The organism is Cohnella candidum, assembly GCF_003713065.1.
Classification (GTDB): domain Bacteria; phylum Bacillota; class Bacilli; order Paenibacillales; family Paenibacillaceae; genus Cohnella; species Cohnella candidum.
Map to the genome: position 1 here is coordinate 4063179 of NZ_CP033433.1, position 23846 is coordinate 4087024.

Below are 23846 nucleotides of genomic sequence, written 5' to 3' on the forward strand. Positions count from 1 at the left end.
GTCGATCTTAGGATATGCAGTTTCTCTTTACTTCTTCGAAGCAAGCGGCTATTCCTGCTTTATTTCACCCACACCCGCAGCGGACCTATGGGTGTCCAACCCGATGCACGCGCGGCCTCAAGGCTGCCGTTCCTTTCGTAGCCAACCATAGGGAAACCGGGGAATGCAGCCGAAACGACCTTCACGATGTCTGTCCACATACTTTCTTCCGCCTGACCGGTGGAGAAGACATTCGAAACTCCAACCGCGTCGGCACCCAAGTAGGCGATGAACCCCGACCGTTGATCTTGGTCACGATGCATGAAAATTTTGACGTCATTCCGCCGCAACAATTCCGGTCGAATTACGGTTCCCGTCCCATTCGCGTCAGACCACTCTTTCAACTCTTCTTCCGTCGCAACCGTAAGCCATGATCGTTGGGCGGGTCCTGCTTCCTTCACCGGGGCATGGTAAATCCAATCCGCCTCGAACAACATTTTGAATCCGTGCGATGCCAAATCAAGATTCGCATAACTGTCCTTGATGCCCGAAACTTCACCGCCACCGATGAAATCCATCACTTCTTCAGTCGTGACCTTACTATTGTTCGTTATGATATCGGGATAAAAAGCAGGCGCCTTTGCCCGTAATCCCCATACGTTTCCTTTGGAGATATGCGCGATTCCATGGGTATGGCAAACGATTCCGCACCAAGCGATATTATTGGCAACCGCTAGATCCACTAGAGTTTTCATATCTTCTTCACTCCATTGTTCAACACGCTTTACATGGAAGTTTCCGCAGCCGAAACCGGCTTCACCAACGCTTTCTTCTCCCACGCCCGGCTTCTCCAGCGAAGCAGCATGAGGACGCCTCGCAGCCATTCATCCACCGCGAAGGCAATCCAGACGCCAATCAGTCCGATCCCGGAATGAACGCCCAGATAATAAGCGAGCGGCACCGAAACTCCCCACATCGAGATCACGCCCATGAGGACAGGAAAACGGGCATCCCCGGCCGCGCGCAGCGAGTTGATAATGACGATATTGAACGTCCGGCCCGGCTCGATCACGATGGAAAGCAGAAAAATACTCGCACCGACGGCAATGATATCCGGATTCTCCGTGAACAGGCCGATGATCTCGTGCCGGAATATCGAAGCCGTCCCGACAATGGCGAGCGTTAAGAAGAAGGTGACTTTCACGCTTTTCATGAGCCTGCGATAAGCAGCTTCCATCTCGCCGGCGCCGACCATTTGCCCGACGATGATCTCCGTACCCGCCCCGATCGCCATCGCAAGCGCCATATAATAATTCGAAACGTTCATGACGTAGACATGGGTGCTTAACGCGGTGACTCCGATCACATTGACGAAGCTGATGATCATCAGATATTGCGACTGCCAGGACAGATGCTCGCCCGCGGCAGGCAAGCCGACGCTGAGGATCTTCTTGACGTAAGAACCGTTCCAGGTCACGTAATCTTTTATCCGAATCCGTGAAGGTATACGGCGATACAAAATCGCGAAAAGCACGACGATGCCGAGCAAACGGCTGACCACCGTGGATACGGCCGCTCCCGTCACTCCCCATTCCGGGAAGCCGAAGTTGCCGAAAATGAGCAAATAGTTACCCGTGATATGGATCACGTTGACGCCCAGGGTGACGAACATGACGCTCTTCGTATTGCCGCCCGCCCGGATAATGGACGACACCGCGTAGGAGAGCGCCTCGATCCAAATAAAGCCTCCGATGATTTTCAAATAGCGGCCGGCGATCCCGATTTGCTCGGGACTTAAGTGCATCAGCCGCATGAGAGGCTCACCGAACCCGACGAGCACGATGCTGACGAAGATCCCGAATGCCAGGTTGATCGTAATGGCGAGCGCCGAGATGCGGCTCGCTTCTTTCTCCCGCCCGGCGCCGATATACTGCGAAACGACCACGCTGGTACCGATCCCGACGAAACCGAACATGAGAATGCAGAAGAAAATGATTTCGTTGGCTAATCCTACCGCTCCCGTCGCCGTGTCCGAGATGCGGCTTAACATGAACACGTCTACGGTACCGAGCAGCATCCGAAGCACGGAATCGATGAAAATCGGCCAAGTAACGGCAAAGAGACTAAGTTTCTTCCATGATGGAATGCGATCCGATGTTGTCACTTCTTCAAACTCCTATTGTGCCTGCACTATGCGTTTTACCCTAGTGTAGTTCCTGCAGGCAATTCCGTCTATGGCGTGTTATGATTTCTAAAACGAAACCTTCCTGCTCAGATGGAGACAATATGAACGATAAAACCATTCTCGAAAGTATAGAATTGGCGAGGGCGGAACATTCCGATTTCACGGCCTATTTTTCCGTGTACCGGGAGAATATCCGGCTGCGCCGGGATTGGAGCCTGCCGCTCACTTCCGTTCCGGAGAATGCGCCCTGCTACTGGATGATGCAAGCAGGCCGACGAATCGGAGGCGTCCTCATGAGCGAGAATAAGCTGGGTCCGCTGTTCGTCATCCCGCCGCACCCACTGACGGACTTTTTATTGCGTGATCTCATCGCTTATGTAAAGTCGATCTCCGATCCCGCGAGATCCATCGAAGCCGCCGGCGTGCTTCCCTCCCAGATGGAGTCATTCGAGCGAAACGGGTTCGAGCCGACCCTTGCCCGCCATGGGATGATCCGGCCTACGGATTCTTTTGAAATTGCGCTATCGGAAGAATACGTACTGAAACAGCCCGATCCCTCGGATATAGAAGAGATAGTCTCCGTCCTTCTCACATCCTTCGAACAAGGGACGGGAGATACTTTCATGAATGACGGCGAAGAGGAATTGAAAGAGGATTTGGCGGAGTTTTTTACCGAGATGCAGGGGGACGACGCCTTACGGACAGCCTCGGCCGTTATATGGGATCAACGACTTCTTCCATCGCCGGTGTTTGCTTGATCGGACGCAACGAAGGGTGGCCGTTCATTTCCTATGTCGCCGTACTGCCGGCCTATCGGGGATACGGGCTGGCCACGGCGATGATGAAGCATGCTCTGTCGTGCCTCCACGAACAAGGCGAACCGTTGCTCCTGTTGTTCGTCACCGTCGGCAACAAAGCCAAGGACGTGTACGAAAAACTCGGATTCTGGTCCGCCTGTCCCGTTACGCAAATGATTTATATCGAGTAACCGTCAGCCCTCCAAGGAAAGCCGGAACGCTTTCACCGTGATGCCGTCACCCGCCGGTTGGAAATCGTATTGAGGCAGCCGCTTGAACCCCAGCTTCTCGTACAGCTTGATCGCGTTCGTCATGAACTCCCCGGTATGCAGGCCGATCGCCTTGCATCCGCTGGACTTCGCGCGGGCCATACACTCCTTGAGGAGAGCGGAAGCGACGCCCTTTCCCCGGTATTCCGGAGAAACCGCGAGCATGCGGATCTCCGGATAATCGACCCGATCCACGTTGCCTTCATACGCATCCGAATCGGCGGGGAACAATGCCACGCTGCCGGCGATATTCCCATCGATAACCGCGACGATGAGCTCCACGCCGGGCTGGTTGTCGGCTTCCGAAGCGAGGGCCCGCGCCAACGCCTGCCAGTGCGCGTCCGGAACCGATTCCGCGTGCTCGCGGTAGGCGTTCACCCTCTGTTCCCGAATAAAACTCCGTTCCCCCTGAAGGGCATCGCGTAATTCCATATCCCTTTTCCACCTCTTGTTGGAATCCATCTTACGAACGAATGAGAAATTTCCCTTCCTGACCGCTTAACGCATGGCGATCATGCGGCAGATCCCAGACGGACAAGTCCGGCCCTTTAGGCAGGATCGCGACTTCCGGTCTATCGGTGGCAATCGTGATCGACTGGTGATAGTGGCGCTTAATCGCGTCAAAGTCCGTCGTGTCGCCGAATCCGGGCGTTTGATAAAGATCGCGAACGTATCCCCACAAATGTTCGAATTCCCGAATCAGCTTGCGGTTCGTCCGGAACGCGGCGTAGTAGGCGGCATCGAAACGAACCAATGTCGTATAGAGTCTCACATCCGAGTCCGTAATGAAATCCCCATGCAAAAACCTGCGCCGGGAAAGCCGCTCTTCCAATTCATCCAAACGCTCGAATAACGTTTCGTAAGCTTGTTCGTACGCCTCTTGGGAACGGGCGAAGCCGCATTTGTAAACGCCGTTGTTGATATCGTGGAAAATGGTTTCGTTTAAAGCATCGATTTCTCCGCGCAAATGCTCGGGGTACAAATCCGGAGAATCCGGCTTATGAAACGGGGCCCAGACCGTCTCGAAATAGTTGGTCAGCTTGAAATAGTCGTTATTCACGACTTCGCGTTTGGCGACATCCACGACTGCCGGTACGGTCGGTCTGCCGGTGTATTCCGGGTCGGTTTTCAAGTAGATCTCGCTCATATAACGGATGCCCAGAACAGGATCCACTCCGTCCGGGTCCAGCGAGAACTCCCAATCCACATGCGGCAGCCTTGGCCTCATCGGGCTTACCGTCCCCAAGCTGATCGCGTCCTCGAGCCCGAGAACTTTCCGCACGATCACGGACCGATGAGCCCAGGGGCATGCCGCGCACCAGAACAAACGATATCTTCCCGCTTCCACCGGAAGCTCGCCCGGTTCATTCCCGAAAGGCATGACGAACCGGTTGATTTGCCGTTTAAACGACCCGTCTTTCGAGATTTCCGCAGGTTTTTCTCCGCCTTGCCGTGCATTATCCGTCATGATCCTCATCCTTTGTTCGGGAATGGAGTCAACGCTTCGCCAGTTGGCTCAGAAGCCGGTTCAGCTGCCCAACATCGGAGCCAAGACCGGAAAAGAAGGCACGATCCGCCGCTTCTACGGCCTGAACGGCTTTCGACGCGATCTCATCGCCTGTCCCGGTTACGGATATCACGTTCGCTCTGGAGTCCGTCGGATGGGGGCTGCGTTTGATGTATCCTTTCTTCTCCAGCGTTCTGAGCACCTGGGAAGTGACGTTGACGTCCATTTGGGCATGTTGGGCTAATTGCACCTGGGTAATGCCGGCTTGATCGTTACGTTCATTCAGCCACTTGCAGGAGAAGAGCAGCACGAATTGCGGATGGGTCAGCTCATAAGGATCCAATGCCATCCGGATCGCCTTCTGCCAAAGATTCGTCACCTGCCATAGCGTAAAGCCGGGACTTTCTTCCGCGTTATGAAATTCCGAGCTCATCTGCCGCTACCTCCGAGCCGTTCAACATGGAATCCGCAATGATCCGAAAATCTTGCTCCGAGATTTCGAAGTGTCCGTACCGGAACGGGTAGCCCCAATTGTCCACGCCGCGCGTGAAGCTGAGCTGTTCCAACAACGGACGGATCTTCGTTTCCTTACAGGTAGTATAACGAATGTTGCGGCGAAAAGGTATGAACGAATCGGACATCCGGTATTCATAGACCCGGTCGTCCTCGACCTGTCCGATCGCCGTGAAAGCTTGCAGCGGCTCACCGTTCTGCATATCCGTACGCGGCGAGTAATAGATCAGCCAGTCGCCGGCCTGCATCCGTTTGAGAGGCGCCGCCTTCCCGTGACAAAGTTGGGCGAAACCGCCCGCGACTCCCCGCGCCACATGGGAGGCGGAGACGACGCCAATCCAGTAACGGGGGTGTTTTGCTTCTCTTTCACTCACTTTGTTCACGCTCCATCTTCAGTGCCAAGGCAGCCAGTCCTTCCATCGAATGGGGAACGCTCTTGGGCATGTGCGCTCCAAACCGCGGTCCCAAAGTCTCTGCGTTCGGACCCGTGATCCTGACCCTGTGGGTGATTTGCGTCTCCCCGTCCGACTCCGTCAAAATGTGCGTAAAGCTGACTTGAATGCCTGCCCCCGGAATATCGGTCACGTCTGAAAAGCCTTGCAGGGGATTCACCTCGGTAAGCTCATAAGGGAGCTTCTCCTTGCCTTCCGGCTGCAGAAATCCTCGCATGCCCTGGACAAACGGCCCTTCCAACGAGACGCTGACGATGCCCTTATCCCACGAAGTCCAAGTGGAAATATCGCTGTACAGCTTCCAAATCGTCTCCGCTTTCGCCTTTGTCGTAATCGTGTGCTCGAATTGCCACATGCTCAACACTCCTCAAATTGTATTTGTACATATCATATGTGTACATATCGTATGTGTCAATACTATTTGGATGACAAACAAAAGACCATCCATAGCGGATGGCCAAGAATTTCTTATTTTCGGATGACAGGTATCCAAATCTCGCTTCTAAACGTCGGCGATTGAAGGTCCTTCGTCTCGTTCCATAACATTTCCGGCCCCGGAGCGGACTCATAGTTCGCCGAAGGAAACCATTCGGAATAAATGCGTCCCCACACATTTTGGAGCGTATCGGGAAACGGCCCCACCGCTTCGAACACCGCCCAGGTGGAGGCAGCTACTTCCAACCGCGCAAGATCTACGGGGCATTCCTCCGTTGTCGCCGCCCCGATATAATGGTCCAGCTCCCCCTTCTCCTCCATTCGGCCTTCGGAAAAATTCACCGACGCTTGGATTAGCCCGGCAGGCTCGACATTCGATAACTCCTTCAGCCGATCGATCAGGTTCGTGCTCAAACTCTTCCACATGGATTCGATTTCCGTATTCACGCCGTGAAATTGGATGGGGACCCTCTTCGTGATGCCGACGATACGAAACGGGCCTTTCTCTACGATACGATAATTCATCGGTACGCCTCCCTGGATCGTGAGTTGGAAGGTCATACGAGGATAGGCTTTTAAAATCGGACCTTGTATCTTGGCCGCAGAAGGAGGAAGCCCGTGCAAGCCTTGGAAGGCTCTCGCGAAGGCGTCTGCCGATGAATACCCGTATTTCACGGCCGCATCGATAATTCTCATATCGCCGGCCTGGAGGTCGAAAGCCGCGTTCGAGAGCCTTCTCCGCCGAATGTATTCCGACAGCGTGATGCCCGCAAGGAAGGAAAACATTCTGGAAAAATGGTACTCCGAACAACATGCCCGCCTGGCTGCCTCCGCAAAATCGATCTCATCGGCCAAGTTTTCTTCGATATAGTTCAAAGCCCCGTTCATGTTCGCAAGCCAATCCATTCGCATAACCTCCCTTCACGACCAGAATAACAAGTTCCGGAGGTGCCCATCCGACAATGGATGCACGTTTCTGCAGGGTTCTTTCGTGTTGCATATATATTCAAAAAACCGTATATTTATATAAACCAATCGAGGGGGTTTTCCCTATAGCGCCTATTGTCCGAATCGCACAGCCTGAAGACTTAACGATGATAACCGAACTGATGTACGAATACATCGTGGGCTTCTACCGGAACCCCGCACCACCCGTAGAGAAGGTCCACCAATTGATTCAAACCCTGCTCGACCGACAACTAGGTATTCAATTCGTTGCGGAGGACGACGGCAGGCCGGTAGGTTTCGCGACTCTCTTCTTTACGTTCAGCACAATGAAAGCCGACAAAATCGCCGTCATGAATGACCTCTTCGTCCAAGAACCCTATCGGGATACGGAATGGGAATCCGAGCTCTTCATGGCCTGCAAAAATTACTGCTTGGAACAAGGATTCGCCAACATGACCTGGATCACATCGATCCATAACACGCGAGCCCAGTCCTTCTTCCACCGCATGGACGCGATCCAGGGAAAGGAATGGGTGCATTTTTCGATTCGTTAAGCGGCTACCGTTTTGAAAAACCGATAAATCTTATGCAGCTTTTCCTGATGCCTTCCCCTCGGACTCTCCATACTGCCGAATTCAAAGAACTTCACTTTCTTGATGCCCACGAAATTAAACAGCGCCTTGCGCATCAAGGTCTTATGGGCGTTATAAAGCCAATACATCGGATAAAGCGCCGGACCTTTCATCGTCGAAATGCAAACGACCGATTTCCCCTTCAAAAGCCCCTCCGGGAGTAGCCTTCCATTGTCCCGGTAAGCGAATCCCGAAGCGAACATTTGGTCGATATATCCCAACAGCATGGCGGGCGGACGTCCCCACCAAATCGGATAAATAAAGACGATTTTGTCCGCCCAAATCAGCTGTTCCCTGTATTTGGCGAGAGCAGGGTCGGCGTGCATGTCTCTCCTGCGTTTCCGCTCGTTAAAAATCAGGACCGGGTTGAACCCCTCCTCATACAAATCCAAGATCCTGATATCTTCGATGTTGGCATTCTCCCGGGACCCCCGAACGACCTCCTGCAAAAAAGCGTAACTTAAGCTCTGGTGGTTCGGATGCGTGTACACGACCAATGTTTTCATTTTACGCGACCGCCTTTTTACTTATCATTTGATAAGCAAAAGGTAGCATGCGGACTCATTAGTTGTCAAAAGATAATTGTCTGATGATAACTAATATGGTAGGGTATCGGGAGAGGTGAGCTTATGGATAAGAACGCGCTTTTCCGCAAATTCGTGGCTTTCACGACAGCGGTTCATCAAGCGTCCTACGAATTGACCAAAGGCGTGAAATCTTCGGAAGTGACGGTCTTGCAGTACCGAATCCTTGAATATCTCGCCGTCAGCCAGCCCGTTACGCTTAGCGAGATTAGCGACTGCATGGATATGTCGATGCCGAACACCAGCCGCGAAATGAAAAAGCTGATCGAAAAAAAGCTCTGCAAAAAAGTACCCGCGGAGGGCGATCGGCGCAAACTCATGATTCGGCTTTCCGACATGGGGGAGTCGATGATGAACGAGGCTTTCGGGCGCATTCAAGACCGGTTTTTCCAACGCTTCAAGTCGGTTTCCGACGAAGAATTCGCGGAAATCGAGCGTGCGCTGGATCTTCTTCAGACCAAAATCTTTAATTCAAAGCCGGAATGAAAGGCGTCCATTCCCCCGCCGCATAAAGGTGAAGCCGATGCATCGCGCGCGTGCATGCCGTATAGAAGAGCTTGCGCTCACTTTCCCGACGGTAAGTCCGCTCAGAAGCCTCATAGATCAGCGCGGCATCGAATTCCACGCCCTTCGCGAGATACGCGGGAATCACCAGCGTCCCCTTGTCGAAGGTCGGCGTCGTCTTCGTCACCAGCTTCAAACCCTGGCATCCTTGGGCAGTCAAGCGTTCATAGGCCTCGCGGCTCTCGGCTGCCGTCTTCGTAATGACGGCCACGGAGGCGAAGCCCTCCGCGCGAAGCGCCGCCACTGCCTCGGCGATACGTGCGAACCGTTCCTCTTCGCTATCCGCCTGCATAAGGAGCGGCTTCTCCCCGCTTCTTTCGAAGGGAACGATCTCCTTACCGCCCGGCAGCAGCGACTTCGTGAACTCGACGATCTCGCGGGTGGACCGATAACTGCGTATCAGACGGACCAGGCTCGTTTCCGACTCGCCATAGAGCCGGATGAGCGGCGATTCCGCGCCGTGCAGTTCCGTTGCCTGCGTAAAGATCGCCTGACCGAAATCGCCGAGTACCGTCATGCGGGCGCGGGGGAAAAGCTTTTTGAGAAATTCGTACTGGAACATCGAATAATCCTGGCCCTCATCGACGAAAACGTGCCGCACTTCCGTGTTCACCCGAACGCCCTCGACGAGTTCTTTTAAATACAGGTACGGTGTCGCATCCTCATAGAAAAGTTCGAATCGGCCTAGCTTTTCCTGGGTTTGCTCGCAAATCTCGGGCCAAAGTGCCGGAATCTCGGCCTCCTGCGTCATCGTCCGATACGCGTCTTGATCGCCGAACAGCTGAACGTACAGCCCTGGCATATCGATGAAAGACATGCGCTTCACGCTTCGTCTTAACGGCTGAAACTGCTCCTTGACGATCATGCGGCGCAGCAGCTCTTCCTCCCGCTCGGCGTAGTCGAAGTCGCTCTCGTCCCGCCGAGGCTTATCGTTCAGCCTCTCTTGGATTTCTTCGTACCGCTCGGCGAAGTCGAAGACGCCCCGCTCTTTGTGCAGCTGCTTATGCACCTCGGCATACTGCTCGTTGTCGAGGTAATTCATCTCATCCTGTACCCACGGCTCCTCCCGTTCCTTACGCTCCAGCGAGACCAGCTCTTTCAGCAGCCATTCCTGCAGCATGGCAACCCGATTCGCCAGGCGGATGGAAGGATCGTAGCCGTAAAACTGCGATTTCATCCGGGCGGCGCTGATCAAATCGCGGTCCCGAAAACGGATGCTATTGAACCGCATTCCCTCCTGCTCCAGCCTACGCGCGTAATTTTGGAGAGCTTGAAGAAACGCCGAGGACGCTTTGTAGGCCATTCCTTGCAGCCGAGCCTCATATCCCGGTCTGGACGGTTCCGACAACACGAATTCGATCTGATCGAACGCATCTTCTACCCGAAATGCGGATCCAAGCCAATGTTCCAAGTATTCCTGGAAGGTCGTCTGCTGCATGTTCTCTTCGCCCAGCTCGGGAAGGACGGTGGAGACGTAGCTGTTGAACATGGGGTTCGGCGAGAACAGCACGATTTGGTCGGCCCTGAGTTGATCGCGGTGTTTGTACAGCAAGTACGCGACCCGTTGCAGGGCCGCGGAGGTTTTCCCGCTGCCGGCCGCCCCCTGCACGATGAGCATCCGGCTTTTGTCTTCCCGGATGATGGCGTTCTGCTCTTTCTGGATGGTCGCCACGATGCTCTTCATCTGGGCGTCCGCGCCTTGACCGAGCGCCTGTTGAAGCAGCTCATCGCCGATCGTGATGCTCGTGTCGAACACGTTCAGAAGCCGGCCCTCGCGGATCTGGTACTGCCTTTTCAGCTCCATCTTCCCCGTGACGCGTCCACCCGGCGTATCGTAGGCGGCCGGTCCCGGGGAATAGTCGTAGTACATGCTCGCGATCGGCGTACGCCAGTCATAGATGAGAAAGTCCATGCCGTCCGAATCCACGAAAGACGCTACGCCGATGTAGACCTGCTCACGGCCTAAGCCATCCTCGTTAAAATCGATGCGCCCGAAGTAAGGAGACACCAACAGCCGGTTCATGCTTTTCCACTGTTGCTTGCGCAGACGGTAGCTGCGCTCCCGCTCCGACAACAACGCCTCCTGCTGCTTGATGCTGTAGAATGTCTCCTCGAAATCCTCGTCGCTGGCCGTGTTGACCGTTACTTCTTCCCAGAACCGCTTGCGGATGTCCCCCGCCTGTTCCTGCAGCCCGGTCACCTCAGGCTCCAGTTCGGTGATTCTCGCTTGCAGCTTTTCCGTCACCTCGTCCAGGCGCTCTTGTTCCTGATTCCAATCCTTTTCGTCGATCATGTTTTTGGACACGCTCCCTCTCGGAAATTTGAGGTTAAAGAACGTTTGACAACCGCCATCCCGCATGGTATGATTATAGTGTAAGGTAAGATGCGATAGGACTGCGTTAATAATAATAGCAGACACAGGTGTTTTCTCATGGTACCACACTGTTTTTTCATGCGCAATTGAAATTTCATCATTCACCCCCGGCAGAGCTGCCGGGGTTTTTTATTGCAGCTTAAAAAATTTCGTTTCCGGTCACGTTGATTCGTTTTTAAACGTCAATCCAGTGAGAGCCGTGGAGAGGGGAGTATGACGATGAACGACGAGCATGGAGTAACGGAACAATTCGAGGCCCACCGGTCTCATCTGCGTTCCGTCGCATACCGAATGCTGGGAAGCTGGAACGAGGCGGACGATGCCGTCCAGGAATCTTGGATCCGGCTCAACCGCTCGGATGCGAACGGAATCGAAAATGTCGGGGGATGGCTGACGACCGTCGTCTCGCGGGTGTGCCTTGACATGCTGCGGTCTCGCAAAGCCCGGCGGGAAGAATCGATGGAAGCTCAGGTCATCGGGCAGTCCCTGGAGGAACAGGCAGGAGGGGACCCGGAAAACGAAGCGATCATGGCCGACTCGATCGGGGTCGCGCTGCTGGTCGTGCTCGGCGCCTTGAATCCGGAAGAACGCATCGCGTTCGTTCTGCACGACATCTTCGCCTTACCCTATGCGGAGATCGCCCCCATCGTGGGACGCTCCGAGATTGCCGCGAGGCAGCTCGCGAGCCGGGCGCGCCGCCGCATACAAGGGGCCAAACCTGCTGCCTCGACCGACCTCAACGTTCAGAGGAGGCTTGTCGATTCCTTCCTCGCGGCGGCAAGGAAAGGGGACTTTGATGCTTTGCTTACCGTGCTCGATCCTTCGGTAGTCCTGCGCAGCGACTTCAAGAACGTCCCGAACGAAGTCTCTGGCCCCCGTGCCGTGGCCGAACAGCTTATGGGCGGAGGCGCCAAAGCCGCTCATGCGGTAATCGTCAATGGCGACGTCGGCGTCGTCGTTTCCCCGGGCGGACAGCTGCTTCTTGTGCTCGCTCTCACGTACGCGAACGGACTCATCGCCGGCGTCGAGGTGATTTCCGATACGTCCCGACTGAAGGATCTCAACTTGATCGAACTAAGCGAATAAGAGCTTTTCCATTGAACCTTGAAGCGGAGGAATGAACATGCACGTTTTCTCGATCGTTCTGCAAAGCCTGCTGCTCGCGTACTACCTCTTTTCCGGCACCGCCAAAGTCGTCGGTGCCAAGTACTGGGTCGACATTTTCGAGCACCTTGGACTTTCGCAAAAGTTTCGCGTGACGACCGGCTTCGTCCAACTGATTGGCGCCGCGGCGCTCATCGCCGGCTACTGGTTGACATGGGCGACTCCCTGGGCCAGCGTATGGCTGAGCGTCACGATGCTCGTTGCCTGCTTTGTGCACGTAAAGGTCCGAGATCCGATCGGAAAGACGGCTCCTGCCCTCGTTTTTGCTCTATTAAACCTCACGATCCTATCCATGCACGCAAGCGAACTGTCCAAACTCTTCTGAATGAAAAGCAAGGCCATCCCAATACGATGGCCTTGCTCTCTGCATGCTTAGATGACCAACTGCGCCGTTCCGGCGTTTTTGTCCAACTTGATGCTGACTTTGCGATCGCCGCAAACAAGATCGTAATCGCCGAGGAATCCTTCGATCGTTACGATTCCATTATCGTCCGTCGTGCTTATCACGTTCGTGGACCAGTCTTGTTTGATGAGCTTCTTCAGCAGCTCATACGCAGGCTTCGGGCTGTTGTCGACCCGGACGATTCCGGCAGGGGCGCCGAGCCATGCGCCTTCGTCACTGAAATTCCAGGTCGTAATGGCTTCCACCAGGGGATGCCGGAACAGAATGGAGTACATTTCTTCGATTTCCCTGGCCTGACGCTCTTCGAATTCCGGTGTAGACGGCCATTCCGGAAATTGATAATCATTCAGGTCTTCAATGTCAGCCGGCATGAGATGTCCGGATGTCAAAGTATTCTCGGTAAAATGGATCGGCAGGCCGAAGTGCGAGAAACGCTCCAAGACTTCCTCTAATTTCTCGCGTCCCCAATATCCTTGATGCTGGTGCGACTGGATCCCGATCGCGTCAATGGAAATGCCCGCGTTTAAGCATCCGTCGATTAGGATTTCGTAGTTAATCGAGGTATTGAAGTCATTGAGCAGCAGCGTCGCGCCGGGGTTCGATTCTCGCCCCTTCTTGAACATTTCTTTCACGATGCCTACGCGTCCGAGATCTTTGCTGATTCTCGTGATGCCGTTGTCGTACTTGTCGAAAATCGGCATGATCACGACTTCATTGATGACATCCCACGTATCGATGAGTCCTTTGAAATCGGAGACGTCACGCTCGATTCTGGCCAACTGCGCGTTCAGGATCTCTTCGTTGCTCATCTCCAGCAGCCAAGGGGCCGTTACGGTATGCCAGCAGAGAGGATGTCCTTTGACGGTGATATTTCGCTCTTTTAACCACCTTGCGGCAGCTTGCAATTCTTTCGTCTGCGGTTTCCCCTTCTCCGGCTCGAACCTCCCCCAATAGAAAGGCAGCGTCGCCCCGTTGAATACCTCTAAGAACAAATCCAGTTTCCGTTCCAGAAATGCCAGTCGGTCTGCCGGTACGTTACGATTCGCGACTTCGACGGCATCGAAAATACCGCAGCCGAACAGGAACTGATGGTGGGTCTGTCGAAACGCCACTTCTTTGCGGGCAACGGGGTTACCAGCCGCGTCCACAAGCTTGATCGTCTTCTTTGTCATCCGGTGTGCCCACTGATTGGCGTTCGGCATTCGATTTCCCCCATCCTCGTTGTGCAAGCGCTTCCGAATCTAAGGGGATTTTACTTGGGTTTCCGCTTTGGGAAAACCGAACATATTAAAGGATTTCATTAGGAATGTTTATCGGATTCCCGCACCAAGTGAACCTGTACCGTCATTTTGTTATCTACCGTGGCTAAAATGACATTTTTCAGCTCATGCGGACGTATCTCCGTTTCCAGCCACGCTTGATCCTTGCCGATTTCCTGCAACAAATCATGTACCGTGTGGCCGTCCGTAATAATCGGTCTCGTCAAATTGAAAGATGGAGCTGACAATTTCAAGTCCGTTGGCGTTACGGGTTGATAAGCGGGCTTGAGAAAAACGGACAGCGTACCGCCCGGCTCCATGGCCGCAAAAGCCACCTTGGTGATGTCCTCCGCGTTGGATTTCCGGAGTTCGGCATATAAATGCTCGATAGACAATTTCGCTTTCGACAGGCTCCGGTAATGCAGCTTTCCGTCCACGATCAAGGGGGTGGCGGGCGGCTCGAAAAATTGCTTGAGCTTCGGGATCTTCAGACCGAGCCAAATCGCGATAACGTACAGGAGAATAAGCGAAACGGTCGTAATCATCGGGCCTTTCAATCCCAGCCGCTCGTCGGATAAAGGATTGGCGATGATATTGCCGAGCGTAAGCGCGATGACGAAATCCAGAAATCTGAGCTGCGATATCGTACGTTGGCCCATCATTTTCGTTGAGATGGTCAGAAAGATAAAAGAGACGACGCTTCGCAAAATCCATTCGATCGCCGTCAATGAGTCTTGGCCCTTGAAAAAATGCACGTACGCGTTCCCCCATCCGAATGATCCGTTCCATAGTTTTTCCTATCCGGAAACCGGAAATACGGCAAGGTCTGCCTCTAGGGAAGAGACAGACCTCGGGTATGCGTTGAGGAAGTTGCTTAGCTCGTCGTGCTATACACGATGATGCGACGGGCTTCCATATGGACGTCGTCTGCGTGCGAGGCCGTCCACCACAGACCTGCCGCCAATAACGCCGCGAGTGTGAGCCGCGTCAATCTTTTCGATGTTTTCGTCATCTCGTCCGACTCCTCCTTTCGTTAGGATTGATTCATCGCCAGCAAGCTCCCGACCAGCCGTTCGAATTCCTGCGGCTCATTCGCATGATTGTAGATGCCGAGAAAAGCCCGAGTAGCTTCGGAGTGAGCGGCGATCAACCGATTTACCGCGCTCTGCTCCGCGGTAAACGGAGCATTTTTCGTAAATTGGCAGGCCATATGAAAACGGGACAACATTTTCGCTTCCATTAATCTCTGATACGTCGCGGCCATTTCCGCCCAGTGAGCTTCCCAATCGTCGTATCGGGTTAAAACATCGGTTAATATCCGCGCGCTATACAAGGCATCCTGCATGCCTTGCCCGACGGCGGGGTCCTTGAATGAGAAGGCGTCGCCGACTAGCGCCCATCCTTCTCCCATCCCCTGGTACCAATCGTTGTCGTAGCCTCGCAGCCCTCGTACCTTGCCTTCAAGCACGGCTTTCCGCAGCCGTTCCGGGAACGGGGTGCCCGGAAATCCGGTGTGAATGAGGTCGCGCAACGCGGTTTCCGGAGAGAGGGCGAATCGCCCGCTCCACTCCTCGTTTTCCAGCGGGAACATCACGCCCACGACGTGCAGGTTGTCGCTGGTAGGAAACACGATGGCGATTTTGTCCTTGATTTTGTACAGCTCCGCATGAATGTCGCCGCTCTGCTCGTAGCCCGAGAAATAGCCGACATAGGAGGCAAAGTCCGTCGGAACGGACATGATCCGCGCGCTCTTCACCAGGTCCCGCAACGTCGAGTTTCGCCCGTCGGCGCCGACGACGAGCTTGGCCGTAAACTGCTCCTTCTCGCCGTCTCGGCGAACGCCCGCAATCCCGGTTACAACGCTTTTCTCCCGGAGCACATCGGTGACACGGAAACCTTCAATCGAAGTCACGCGGGCTTGTGACGACGCATGCTCGAACAGAATTTGATCGAGATGTACGCGCCTGATGCAAAAGCACTCGGTCTCTCCGTCCACTTCGGGAAACTCACCGTCGATGACGGCATCTTCGAATTGGACGACCGCCCGTTTGTACAGGGGAGTGCCGGTCTGCAGCAGTCGATCCAGGACGCCCATATCCTTCAGCATCGCCAAGGAGTTGCCGTAGAAATTGTGCGTAGACAAGATGTCGCTCGGAAACGTGCTCTTATCCACGAGCAGAACATCATGGCCCGCCCTGGACAATTCATAGGCTAGCGCCGAGCCGGCAACCCGGGCTCCGACAACGATGACGTCGTAATGTCGGTTCATTCGATCGTCCCCTCCCGTTACGGTTCCTCTCCATCGTAGAACCCCCGATATCCCGCTCACAAGGGTCCGGTTCCCGAACCTTCGGGAACTTTGCTCGGGAAAAAAGTTTCTTGTTGACTTAAACCTTGGTTTAAGTCGTATTCTATACCTGTCGACAGGGTAAGGTACATGGAGGTCTCCAGATGAAGTACTGTTCCATTAGCGAAGCTGCAGCGAGATTCAATATTCCGGAATCTACGATCCGTTTCTATGAGAAAAAAGGACTGCTGCCCCTCATCGAGCGTGATGCAGCCGGGAGGCGGTTATTTTCAGAGGATCAAATGGCGCTCCTGGGAACCGTGATTTGTTTAAAAAACACGCATATGCCGATCAGCGGAATCAAGCAATATATGGACTGGGTAATTGAGGGAGACAGCACCACGGAACTTCGGCTTGAAATGATGGAGAACCACAAGAAAGCCGTACTGGCCGAAATTTCAACGATGACGGAATCCCTCAAAGGGATCGACGTAAAAATTGAACGTTATACAAACCGAAAAACAAAGGAGACTTGAGACTGTCATGAAGCTTTCCGGGAATACCATCCTGATTACGGGCGGAAGCGCCGGCATCGGACTCGCTTTTGCGGAACGTTTTATCAAAGCTGGAAATACGGTCATCGTTACCGGGCGTCGTGAAAGTGTACTGGAAAACGCGAAGGAGAAACTCCCGAGCCTCATCACCCGCGTCAGTGACGTGAGTGTGAAATCCGAGCGTGTCGCATTGTTCGATTGGGTAACGGCGAACCATCCCGAAGTGAACGTACTCGTCAACAATGCCGGCATCCAACAACGGTTTAACGTGTTGAAAGCCGACGCGAAGAACAATTGGAGTTATTTCAATCAAGAAATCAAGACCAACATCGAAGCGCCGTTCCAGCTTGCCATGCTGTTCGCACCCTATTTTGCAACAAAAGAATATGCGGCGATCCTTAACGTGACGTCGGGATTGGCTTATACGCCTTTTGCGATTGCTCCGATTTATTCGGCCACGAAAGCGGCGGTTCACTCGTTTACGATGAGCCTCAGACACCAGCTTTCGGAAACGTCCGTTGAAGTGATTGAAGTTGCTCCTCCGGCCGTGAATACGGATTTGGGCGGAACGGGGCTGCATGTGCATGGAGAACCGTTGGAGGCGTTCGCGGATGGAATTTTTGAAGGATTGGCAGAGGGTAAACAGGAAATCGGATACGGTACTTCCGTTGCTCGCTTGCGCATGTCGCGGGACGAAGTCGACGAACATGTAGCCAATATGTATAAGGCAACGAAAAATACGATCGAATAAAAAGCAAAAACTCGCCGCATAACGGCGAGTTTTCTTTATAACCGTGCTGAATGCCCGGCTAGGCCCACAGATTTCCGCGCTTCTTCACGTAGTTTGCAAACACAAAGCGCCAAGGAATGAGGAAGGGAAAGATTACGACCCATAAGATAGAAATAGCCATCTCCATGGTTGCATCGTCTATCTGGCCGGATGTCCAAACCGGGAGTGCGACGAGAAGGAGCCAAACCGTCTTCCACGCCACTTCCCACAGCAGCACAGGCAGCACCTGAAGGGGGTACCGCAGCCCAAGGACGCATAACGACCAGAAGGCGAGCAGCATGCATTGCACCACCCCTTCCATCAGCTCCCACGAACCGGACCGGTTGATGATCTCCGGCCATACGTTGAGACCGAGCCCCACGACGACAATCAAGTAACCCAGCCTCAACAAATATAGACGCAATAACGAGACCTCGCCGATCGATCCCTTTTTGGATGGCTCCGTCAGGTTCATCGTTCCCTCTCCCTTAGACATAGGATTTCTTCATCCAATCCGCCAGGCTTAGCGCCTCTGATTCATGCAAATCTTCCATATCGGCCATTCTCAGCAATGAACCGTCTTTCAGCGCAATGAACCCGTCAATTAAGGTTTCGATTTCCGTCACTTCATGGCTGGTCATGATTAAGGATTGGGATTGCAAATCCACATAGGAAATGATTCCTTTGACGATAGACTCGCGTACCATCGGATCCAGCCCGGACAAGGGTTCATCCATCAGAATGTAGGGTACTTCCCTGGCCAAAGTAAGCACGATTTGCAATCGGCCGCGGTTTCCTTTCGAGAGCGCTTTGATTTTCATATGTGGATCGAGCTTCATCAACTTTATGATTTCGTCCGCTTTCGCAAGGTTAAAGTCGGCAAATTGCGATGCTTGAAAACGCAAAGCCTCTCTTACCGTGAATATAGGATAAAACGAACCCGCGTCGGAGGAGTAGGAAACGACTCTGCCGATTCGTCGACTGGCCGTCTCTCCGTTTACCGTCACACTCCCGCTTGTCGGCAGCGAGAGTCCGGACATTAATTTCAACAACGTCGACTTTCCGCTGCCATTCCCGCCCACAATGCCTATGATTTTACCGATCGGCACCGACAATGAGATGTCCTGAAGCGCGGCCTGTTTACCGTATTTCTTCGAAACGTTCGTCATCCGAATCACTTCACGCATCTCCTTTCCCCATGTCATTCAAATATTGTTCCAGCCCCGACAGGATTTCCGCCGCGCTGTATCCCAGCTCTTGCATGACTTGGACGAATTGCTCGATTTGTTCATGCTTCAACTTGTCGCGCTGTTGAACCAAGCGGTCTTGTCGTTCCGTAACGAACGTGCCTTGGCCTCTTCTCGTTTCCAAGATTCCTTCGCGTTCCAATTCGCTGTAAGCGCGCTGAACGGTATTGGGATTCATGCCGTATTTGATCCCCATATCGCGGACCGAAGGAAGCTTCTCGCCTGCTTTCAATTCTCCGCTGGTAATCTGTCGGTGTATGCGGTCCGCCAATTGCAAATAAATCGGCTTCGATGCGTTAAATTCATCCATCGTTATCCCTCGACTTTATGATCCACGAGCCACGCGGCCAGAATGAATAGTCCTACGAAAATCACGAAGTCCAACACATATTCTCCTGCGTAGGTTTGAACCGGGTCTGATAATATCGCGGGAAACTTGTAAGCCATGCCTCCCCATTCCGTAACGAATCGATACGGCTCAGAGGATTTGAGCAAGGCATCTGCCCCTGCGGATAGGATGGCCGCGCCTGCAACGGCTGCTCGGCTCCAACGCCCGATCTTTAATCTGAACCATTGGTATAGTGCCCAAAGCACCATCACCCACGCGCTAAGCAGAATCGATATCCAAATCATATGAGGAAAAATGAACAACCCCACTCTCCGGATATCCGTCCAATTCGACTCCATCATGCCGAACTTAGGTGCGATCAGCAGTATGGACAAGACATATAACATGGAGAGGGAAATCACGATCATCATCAAACCGTTTGCGATTTTACTCAACAACAGTTTTACCGCCGGTTGGGGATTGTTCAGCCACAACGACAAATGGCTGCTCTCGGTTTTCAAGCTGATAAAAACGACAATCGGTACGTAGATCGCATGAATGCCGACGAAAATGGCCAAGGGTACGAACATGATTAACGAATCGTTCGCTGCCTGCCCCAAGTACAGCGTCAACATGACCACCAGTACATTCATGACGAGTCCAATGAAAAACACGGTTCTCGAAAGCTTGAAATCTTTCATAAACAAAGCTGTCCACTGCCGCATAGCCGCTTCATCCTTTTATTGAACTGACTTAGTGTATTAATGTCATAGTACACTAATTCATTATGACATGTAAATAGCCATGAAGAAAAAAAAGGCAAAGAAGGTTGCCCTTCTTTGCCTCGGTATTAAAACTTGAACGTATCGTCCGTAATCGGAGCCACTTTCGCGACTGCGTAAGTGGAACCCTTCTGCGAAAAGAAATCGTACGTCGAGCCTTCGTTTCGGATGCCGTTCATGACAATCGGATTGACTTCCTCGTCCGGAAACATCACTTCGAAGCCGATGTTCATCAACGCTTTGTTGGCATTGTAGCGGACATAGCTTTTCACGTCGGGGCTTAACCCCGTCTCCGCATACAAATCGTTCGTATAGCTCATCTCGTTATGATAGAGATCGAGCAGAAGCTCGCAGCCCCAGACCGTCAGCTGCTCTTTCTGCTCCGCCGTGAACTGCTTGAACCGCTGCTGGGCGAAATACCCAATCGCTACGCCATGAATGGATTCGTCCCGCAGGATGAGCGAAATCACTTCCGCGCTGTTCCTCAGAACGCCTTGCCCACCCAAGTACAGCGGGAAAAAGAATCCGGAGTAGAACAGGAACGACTCGAGCATGACCGACGCGAACATCGCTTTCCACAAGGAAACCTCGTCGCCTTCTTCGATCGCCAGGTACACGTCGCTGATTCTTTTCGCCTTGTACTGCAAGTACTCATTGCGCTTAACCCAATCGAAAATGTTGTCGATCTCGCCGTTCGTGCACAGGGTCGTGAAGATATACGAATACGATTTCGCGTGAATGGCCTCGAAGGAAGCGAAAACCGTGTACAGGGCTTTCTCTTGCAGGTTCGGCTCGTAACGCGCGATTTCGTTCATCCCGATATTCGTCTGGATCGTATCGAGCAGGGTCAGCCCGCCGAGCACTTTCTTGTACGTATCCTGATGCGCGAAATCCTGCCACTGCTTGATGTCCTTGCTCACCGCGATTTCTTCCGGAAACCAGATTTGCTTCCATTGCTGGTCCCAGAACACCTTGGTCAGCTCATGCTGATTCCGGTTCCAGTTGACCGCTTCGAACGCTTTTAGATCGAACATGAAACACACTCCTCAATCGTTTGCAGGCGCTGGCGCACATAGTACACCGTCTTGATCCCTTTCATCCAAGCGTAAATGTACAAGCGAGCCAGCTGTTCGGTCGTCCACTGATCGGTGACGTACAGCGTCATCGAAATCCCTTGGTCGATGTGCCGCTGCGCCGCGGCGTACAGATCGATCATGCGATACTGATCGATTTCGTAAGCTTCCTTGTACAAGGAAATATTGTCGTTGTTCAAAAACGGCATCGGGTAGATCGTCCGGCTGTCCGCGTAATCGCGGATTTCCACCTTCTCCGTGCAGGGCGCAATCGAAGCCGTGCTGTTGCGGATGTAGGAGATGCTGCCGGTCGGCGCAATCGCCAAGCGGTAGGCGTTGAACAACCCGTGCTGCATGACCTGCTCTTTGAGGCTAATCCACATCTCTTGGGTAATGATCGGCACGTTTCCGAGCGCCTTCCGTACCTTTTCCGGCAGGTCGACTTCGGACTTGGACACATAGGAATCAAAATAAGAGCCATTCGCATAATCGCTTTGCTCGAAGCCGTGGAACGTTTCCTTGCGCTCCTTGGCGATCTGCATGGATGCCTGGATCGAGTAGTAATTGAGCGCCTCCATGAACGCATCGATGAACGCCACGGACTCTTCCGAACCGTACAAGATTCCTTGGGAGACCAAGTGCCCATGCAGATTCATGACGCCGAGCCCGACGGAGTGCATGTGACGGTTCGCTTTGGCGACGGACGGAACGTTTTTGATATCGGTCATTAACGAAACGTTCGTGAGCAGACGCATCGACGTGTCGATCAACTGCTCGAATTGTTCGTCTTGAGTAGCCTTATGTATATCGATCGAACCCAAGTTGCAGGACACGTCGAAGCCGTACTCGTTGTCCGTACCTTGATCGTGAATGACGCTCGTCTCTTGAACCTGCAGGATTTCCGTGCACAGGTTGGACATCTTCACCCGCCCCAAATTGCGAAGGGCGTGCTTCTCGTTCACGTGATCGTCGAACACCTCGAACGGATACCCCGACTCGAACTGGGCTTTCTTCACTTCCGTATATAATTTCCGCGCGTTGATGCGCTTGATTTTGCGGATATTCGGATTGTCCAGCAGCTCGTAGTACATCTCGCTGATGCTGATTTCGGACATCCGCTTGCCGTATTCCTTGTAGATGTCGTACGGGCTGAACAGCACCATGTCCTTGTCCCGCTTCATCAGCTCGAAGAAAATGTGCGGCACGATGATGCCCGTAGACAGCGTGGCGAGCCTGATTTTATCGTCGGCATTCGGCTTCTTGGCCGAAATGAAATTCTCGATGTCCGCGTGGAAAATGTTCAAATAGATGACGCCGGATCCATTACGCTGGCCGAGTTGGTTCGAATAAGAGAAAGAGTTTTCGAGAAGCTTCGCGACCGGCATGACGCCGCTTGCGCGATTGAGAATGCCTTTGATCGGATCGCCCAGCGGCCTGAGGTCGGTTGCGTTGACCCCGACGCCGCCGCCTAAGCGCGACAGTTCCAAGCAATACCCGATGTTCTCGGCAATGCTGCGCATCGAATCGTCCATCGTCAGTTTGAAGCAGCTGACCAGCTCCCCGCGGGCTTTCTTGCCGCTGTTCAGCGCGGTAGGCGTCGCCGGCTGGTAGGCCGACATCATGGCCTCTACCGCACGTTCCGCCAGCTGCGCATCCCCTTGCGCCAGATACAACGCGATGATGACGATGCGGTCCTCGTATTTTTCAAGGAATTCTTGGCCGTCCCTGCTTTTCATCGAATAACTTTCGTAGAATTTGCTCGCGCTCATGAAAGAGGGAAAGCGAAATTTATAGGCGTATGCCTTCTCATAAAGCCGCTCGATGAACGACGTTTCGTACATTTCCAAAAAAGCGGACTCGTAATAGCCTTCGTCTACGAGATACCGGATTTTCTCTTGCGTGTCGATGAAATAACGCAGCTTCGCGTTGACGTGGTCCAAAAAGTACTTGCGCGTCGCTTCTTTATCCTTGGCGAGATCCAGCTTGCCCGTTCGGCTGTATTGGTTCAGCACCTCGTTGTTCAGCTTCAAATAGGATTTCATCGGACTGGCTCCTTCCGGAAACATTGCTCGTAATAATGCTGGATGGCCTCGTAGTCATCGGCAAAGCCCCGCATGTCGATCTTCCGCACGAGCGGGACTTGCCATTGGCGCGCGATGGCATCGCCGGCTCCTCCGAACACCTGGTGGCCGAAATTGCTGTTGCCGCTCACGATCACTCCACGGCAATACCGGCCGTTTCGCTCCATGAACCTCTTTACCTGTTGCGGGACTTCTCCCAGACCATCCGTATAAGTGAATAACAAATACGGTTCCGAAAGCGTACGTCCTTCTTCGATCTCGACCGCGGGCAGCTGCAACCGGGAAACGATATAGCGAATGTTCCCGGTGCGGCTTGCGAAGGCGATCATACGCTCAAGCTCTCCAATTGCTTCACCATCTCGGTCGGATCGACAATGAATTCGCCGCCCGCTTCCATCACGGGCACGCTCATGACTCCGGCTTCCATAAGCCTTTCGCGGGATGCCTCGTCATGATCGATGTTGATGATCTCGACTGCCAGGCCCGACCGGGCGATTTCGGACTTGATCCACATGCATTTCGGACATACCGTTCTCGTGTAAAGTTTCATAGCGCTTCTCCTCCGGATTTCAATTGATGATGAATATAAAAAGCACCCTCGTCTCCGAGGGTGCCGCAAACGATAAACATGAATCGACTCCGGCAAGCAGCGATGCTCAT

At 53.4% G+C, this 23846-nt stretch carries 30 protein-coding genes; 8 read left to right on the plus strand and 22 right to left on the minus strand.

Annotation, left to right across the window (positions count from 1 at the left end; genetic code table 11):
• Nucleotides 1-59: 59 nt before the first annotated feature.
• Nucleotides 60-818 (minus strand): hypothetical protein, encoded by a 759-nt coding sequence (locus EAV92_RS18600; RefSeq protein WP_164472847.1) that lies wholly within the window; start codon nt 816-818, stop codon nt 60-62.
• The gene (locus EAV92_RS18605) at nt 764-2143 is read right to left on the minus strand and encodes an MATE family efflux transporter (protein WP_123042485.1); all 1380 of its coding nucleotides are present in this window, start codon (nt 2141-2143) and stop codon (nt 764-766) included. Before EAV92_RS18605 ends, EAV92_RS18600 begins: the two co-directional genes overlap by 55 nt.
• Nucleotides 2144-2457: 314 nt before the next feature.
• On the opposite strand from EAV92_RS18605, the gene EAV92_RS18610 reads away from it, so the two are divergent.
• A complete protein-coding gene (locus tag EAV92_RS18610; protein ID WP_164472848.1) occupies nt 2458-2922 on the plus strand; it encodes a hypothetical protein in 465 nt (154 codons plus the stop codon).
• Nucleotides 2919-3152, plus strand: a complete 234-nt coding sequence (locus tag EAV92_RS18615; protein WP_241158311.1) for a GNAT family N-acetyltransferase — start codon at nt 2919-2921, stop codon at nt 3150-3152. The genes EAV92_RS18610 and EAV92_RS18615 overlap by 4 nt, the downstream gene beginning before the upstream one ends.
• Nucleotides 3153-3155: 3 nt before the next feature.
• Here EAV92_RS18615 and EAV92_RS18620 read toward each other — a convergent pair whose 3' ends face one another.
• The 6 genes from EAV92_RS18620 to EAV92_RS18645 all read right to left on the minus strand — a co-directional run bounded on the left by EAV92_RS18620 (nt 3156) and on the right by EAV92_RS18645 (nt 7043).
• Nucleotides 3156-3662, minus strand: coding sequence for a GNAT family N-acetyltransferase (locus EAV92_RS18620; protein WP_123043806.1), 507 nt, complete (start codon nt 3660-3662; stop codon nt 3156-3158).
• Nucleotides 3663-3693: 31 nt separating this feature from the next.
• Nucleotides 3694-4698, minus strand: a complete 1005-nt coding sequence (locus EAV92_RS18625; RefSeq protein ID WP_123042488.1) for a glutathione S-transferase family protein — start codon at nt 4696-4698, stop codon at nt 3694-3696.
• Between the two features lie 28 nt (nt 4699-4726).
• Nucleotides 4727-5170 (minus strand): MarR family winged helix-turn-helix transcriptional regulator, encoded by a 444-nt coding sequence (locus EAV92_RS18630; RefSeq protein ID WP_123042489.1) that lies wholly within the window; start codon nt 5168-5170, stop codon nt 4727-4729.
• The gene (locus EAV92_RS18635; protein WP_123042490.1) at nt 5151-5624 is read right to left on the minus strand and encodes an EVE domain-containing protein; all 474 of its coding nucleotides are present in this window, start codon (nt 5622-5624) and stop codon (nt 5151-5153) included. The genes EAV92_RS18630 and EAV92_RS18635 overlap by 20 nt, the downstream gene beginning before the upstream one ends.
• Entirely contained in the window at nt 5617-6057 is a 441-nt protein-coding gene (locus EAV92_RS18640; protein ID WP_123042491.1) for an SRPBCC family protein, read from the minus strand. The genes EAV92_RS18635 and EAV92_RS18640 overlap by 8 nt, the downstream gene beginning before the upstream one ends.
• Before the next feature lie 113 nt (nt 6058-6170).
• On the minus strand, nt 6171-7043 hold the full coding sequence (locus EAV92_RS18645; protein WP_123042492.1) for an AraC family transcriptional regulator: 873 nt from the start codon (nt 7041-7043) through the stop codon (nt 6171-6173).
• 188 nt (nt 7044-7231) lie between these two features.
• Between EAV92_RS18645 and EAV92_RS18650 the strand changes: the two genes are divergently transcribed.
• Nucleotides 7232-7639: a GNAT family N-acetyltransferase gene (locus tag EAV92_RS18650; protein WP_241158312.1), complete on the plus strand. Its 408-nt coding sequence runs from the start codon at nt 7232-7234 to the stop codon at nt 7637-7639.
• Here EAV92_RS18650 and EAV92_RS18655 read toward each other — a convergent pair.
• The gene (locus EAV92_RS18655) at nt 7636-8223 is read right to left on the minus strand and encodes an NAD(P)H-dependent oxidoreductase (protein ID WP_123042493.1); all 588 of its coding nucleotides are present in this window, start codon (nt 8221-8223) and stop codon (nt 7636-7638) included. The two genes, EAV92_RS18650 and EAV92_RS18655, sit on opposite strands and share 4 nt — an antisense overlap.
• Nucleotides 8224-8346: 123 nt before the next feature.
• On the opposite strand from EAV92_RS18655, the gene EAV92_RS18660 reads away from it, so the two are divergent.
• Entirely contained in the window at nt 8347-8787 is a 441-nt protein-coding gene (locus EAV92_RS18660) for a MarR family winged helix-turn-helix transcriptional regulator (RefSeq protein ID WP_123042494.1), read from the plus strand.
• On the opposite strand, the gene helD is transcribed toward EAV92_RS18660, so the two are convergent.
• Nucleotides 8768-11158: an RNA polymerase recycling motor HelD gene (helD, locus tag EAV92_RS18665; RefSeq protein WP_123042495.1), complete on the minus strand. Its 2391-nt coding sequence runs from the start codon at nt 11156-11158 to the stop codon at nt 8768-8770. The two genes, EAV92_RS18660 and helD, sit on opposite strands and share 20 nt — an antisense overlap.
• Nucleotides 11159-11458: 300 nt before the next feature.
• Between helD and EAV92_RS18670 the strand changes: the two genes are divergently transcribed.
• Nucleotides 11459-12325, plus strand: a complete 867-nt coding sequence (locus tag EAV92_RS18670) for a sigma-70 family RNA polymerase sigma factor (protein ID WP_123043808.1) — start codon at nt 11459-11461, stop codon at nt 12323-12325.
• Nucleotides 12326-12362: 37 nt separating this feature from the next.
• Nucleotides 12363-12728 (plus strand): DoxX family protein, encoded by a 366-nt coding sequence (locus tag EAV92_RS18675; RefSeq protein ID WP_123042496.1) that lies wholly within the window; start codon nt 12363-12365, stop codon nt 12726-12728.
• A gap of 47 nt (nt 12729-12775) precedes the next feature.
• On the opposite strand, the gene EAV92_RS18680 is transcribed toward EAV92_RS18675, so the two are convergent.
• The 4 genes from EAV92_RS18680 to EAV92_RS18690 form a co-directional block, all read right to left on the minus strand.
• On the minus strand, nt 12776-14008 hold the full coding sequence (locus tag EAV92_RS18680) for an endo-1,4-beta-xylanase (RefSeq protein WP_123042497.1): 1233 nt from the start codon (nt 14006-14008) through the stop codon (nt 12776-12778).
• A gap of 98 nt (nt 14009-14106) precedes the next feature.
• A complete protein-coding gene (locus EAV92_RS18685; RefSeq protein ID WP_123042498.1) occupies nt 14107-14820 on the minus strand; it encodes a DUF421 domain-containing protein in 714 nt (237 codons plus the stop codon).
• Nucleotides 14821-14939: 119 nt separating this feature from the next.
• Nucleotides 14940-15077 carry a hypothetical protein gene (locus tag EAV92_RS24615; RefSeq protein WP_164472849.1) on the minus strand — a complete coding sequence of 46 codons (138 nt, stop codon included), beginning with the start codon at nt 15075-15077 and terminating at the stop codon, nt 14940-14942.
• Between the two features lie 21 nt (nt 15078-15098).
• Nucleotides 15099-16334, minus strand: coding sequence for an NAD(P)/FAD-dependent oxidoreductase (locus EAV92_RS18690; protein ID WP_123042499.1), 1236 nt, complete (start codon nt 16332-16334; stop codon nt 15099-15101).
• Nucleotides 16335-16516: 182 nt separating this feature from the next.
• On the opposite strand from EAV92_RS18690, the gene EAV92_RS18695 reads away from it, so the two are divergent.
• Nucleotides 16517-16888, plus strand: coding sequence for a MerR family transcriptional regulator (locus EAV92_RS18695; RefSeq protein ID WP_123042500.1), 372 nt, complete (start codon nt 16517-16519; stop codon nt 16886-16888).
• A 7-nt stretch (nt 16889-16895) separates the two neighbouring features.
• Nucleotides 16896-17657 (plus strand): SDR family oxidoreductase, encoded by a 762-nt coding sequence (locus tag EAV92_RS18700; RefSeq protein WP_123042501.1) that lies wholly within the window; start codon nt 16896-16898, stop codon nt 17655-17657.
• 58 nt (nt 17658-17715) lie between these two features.
• On the opposite strand, the gene EAV92_RS18705 is transcribed toward EAV92_RS18700, so the two are convergent.
• The 8 genes from EAV92_RS18705 to EAV92_RS18740 all read right to left on the minus strand — a co-directional run bounded on the left by EAV92_RS18705 (nt 17716) and on the right by EAV92_RS18740 (nt 23736).
• Nucleotides 17716-18150 (minus strand): hypothetical protein, encoded by a 435-nt coding sequence (locus tag EAV92_RS18705; RefSeq protein WP_206424236.1) that lies wholly within the window; start codon nt 18148-18150, stop codon nt 17716-17718.
• Between the two features lie 13 nt (nt 18151-18163).
• Nucleotides 18164-18844, minus strand: a complete 681-nt coding sequence (locus tag EAV92_RS18710) for an ATP-binding cassette domain-containing protein (protein ID WP_338134421.1) — start codon at nt 18842-18844, stop codon at nt 18164-18166.
• A 10-nt stretch (nt 18845-18854) separates the two neighbouring features.
• Complete coding sequence (locus EAV92_RS18715) at nt 18855-19232, minus strand: GntR family transcriptional regulator (protein ID WP_123042503.1); 378 nt, start codon at nt 19230-19232, stop codon at nt 18855-18857.
• Between the two features lie 2 nt (nt 19233-19234).
• The gene (locus EAV92_RS18720) at nt 19235-19975 is read right to left on the minus strand and encodes a hypothetical protein (RefSeq protein ID WP_123042504.1); all 741 of its coding nucleotides are present in this window, start codon (nt 19973-19975) and stop codon (nt 19235-19237) included.
• A gap of 125 nt (nt 19976-20100) precedes the next feature.
• Nucleotides 20101-21066: a class 1b ribonucleoside-diphosphate reductase subunit beta gene (gene nrdF, locus EAV92_RS18725; RefSeq protein ID WP_123042505.1), complete on the minus strand. Its 966-nt coding sequence runs from the start codon at nt 21064-21066 to the stop codon at nt 20101-20103.
• Entirely contained in the window at nt 21054-23147 is a 2094-nt protein-coding gene (gene nrdE / locus EAV92_RS18730) for a class 1b ribonucleoside-diphosphate reductase subunit alpha (RefSeq protein WP_123042506.1), read from the minus strand. Before nrdE ends, nrdF begins: the two co-directional genes overlap by 13 nt.
• Complete coding sequence (gene nrdI, locus EAV92_RS18735; protein WP_123042507.1) at nt 23144-23515, minus strand: class Ib ribonucleoside-diphosphate reductase assembly flavoprotein NrdI; 372 nt, start codon at nt 23513-23515, stop codon at nt 23144-23146. Before nrdI ends, nrdE begins: the two co-directional genes overlap by 4 nt.
• Nucleotides 23512-23736 carry a glutaredoxin family protein gene (locus tag EAV92_RS18740; protein ID WP_123042508.1) on the minus strand — a complete coding sequence of 75 codons (225 nt, stop codon included), beginning with the start codon at nt 23734-23736 and terminating at the stop codon, nt 23512-23514. Before EAV92_RS18740 ends, nrdI begins: the two co-directional genes overlap by 4 nt.
• Nucleotides 23737-23846: the final 110 nt, after the last annotated feature.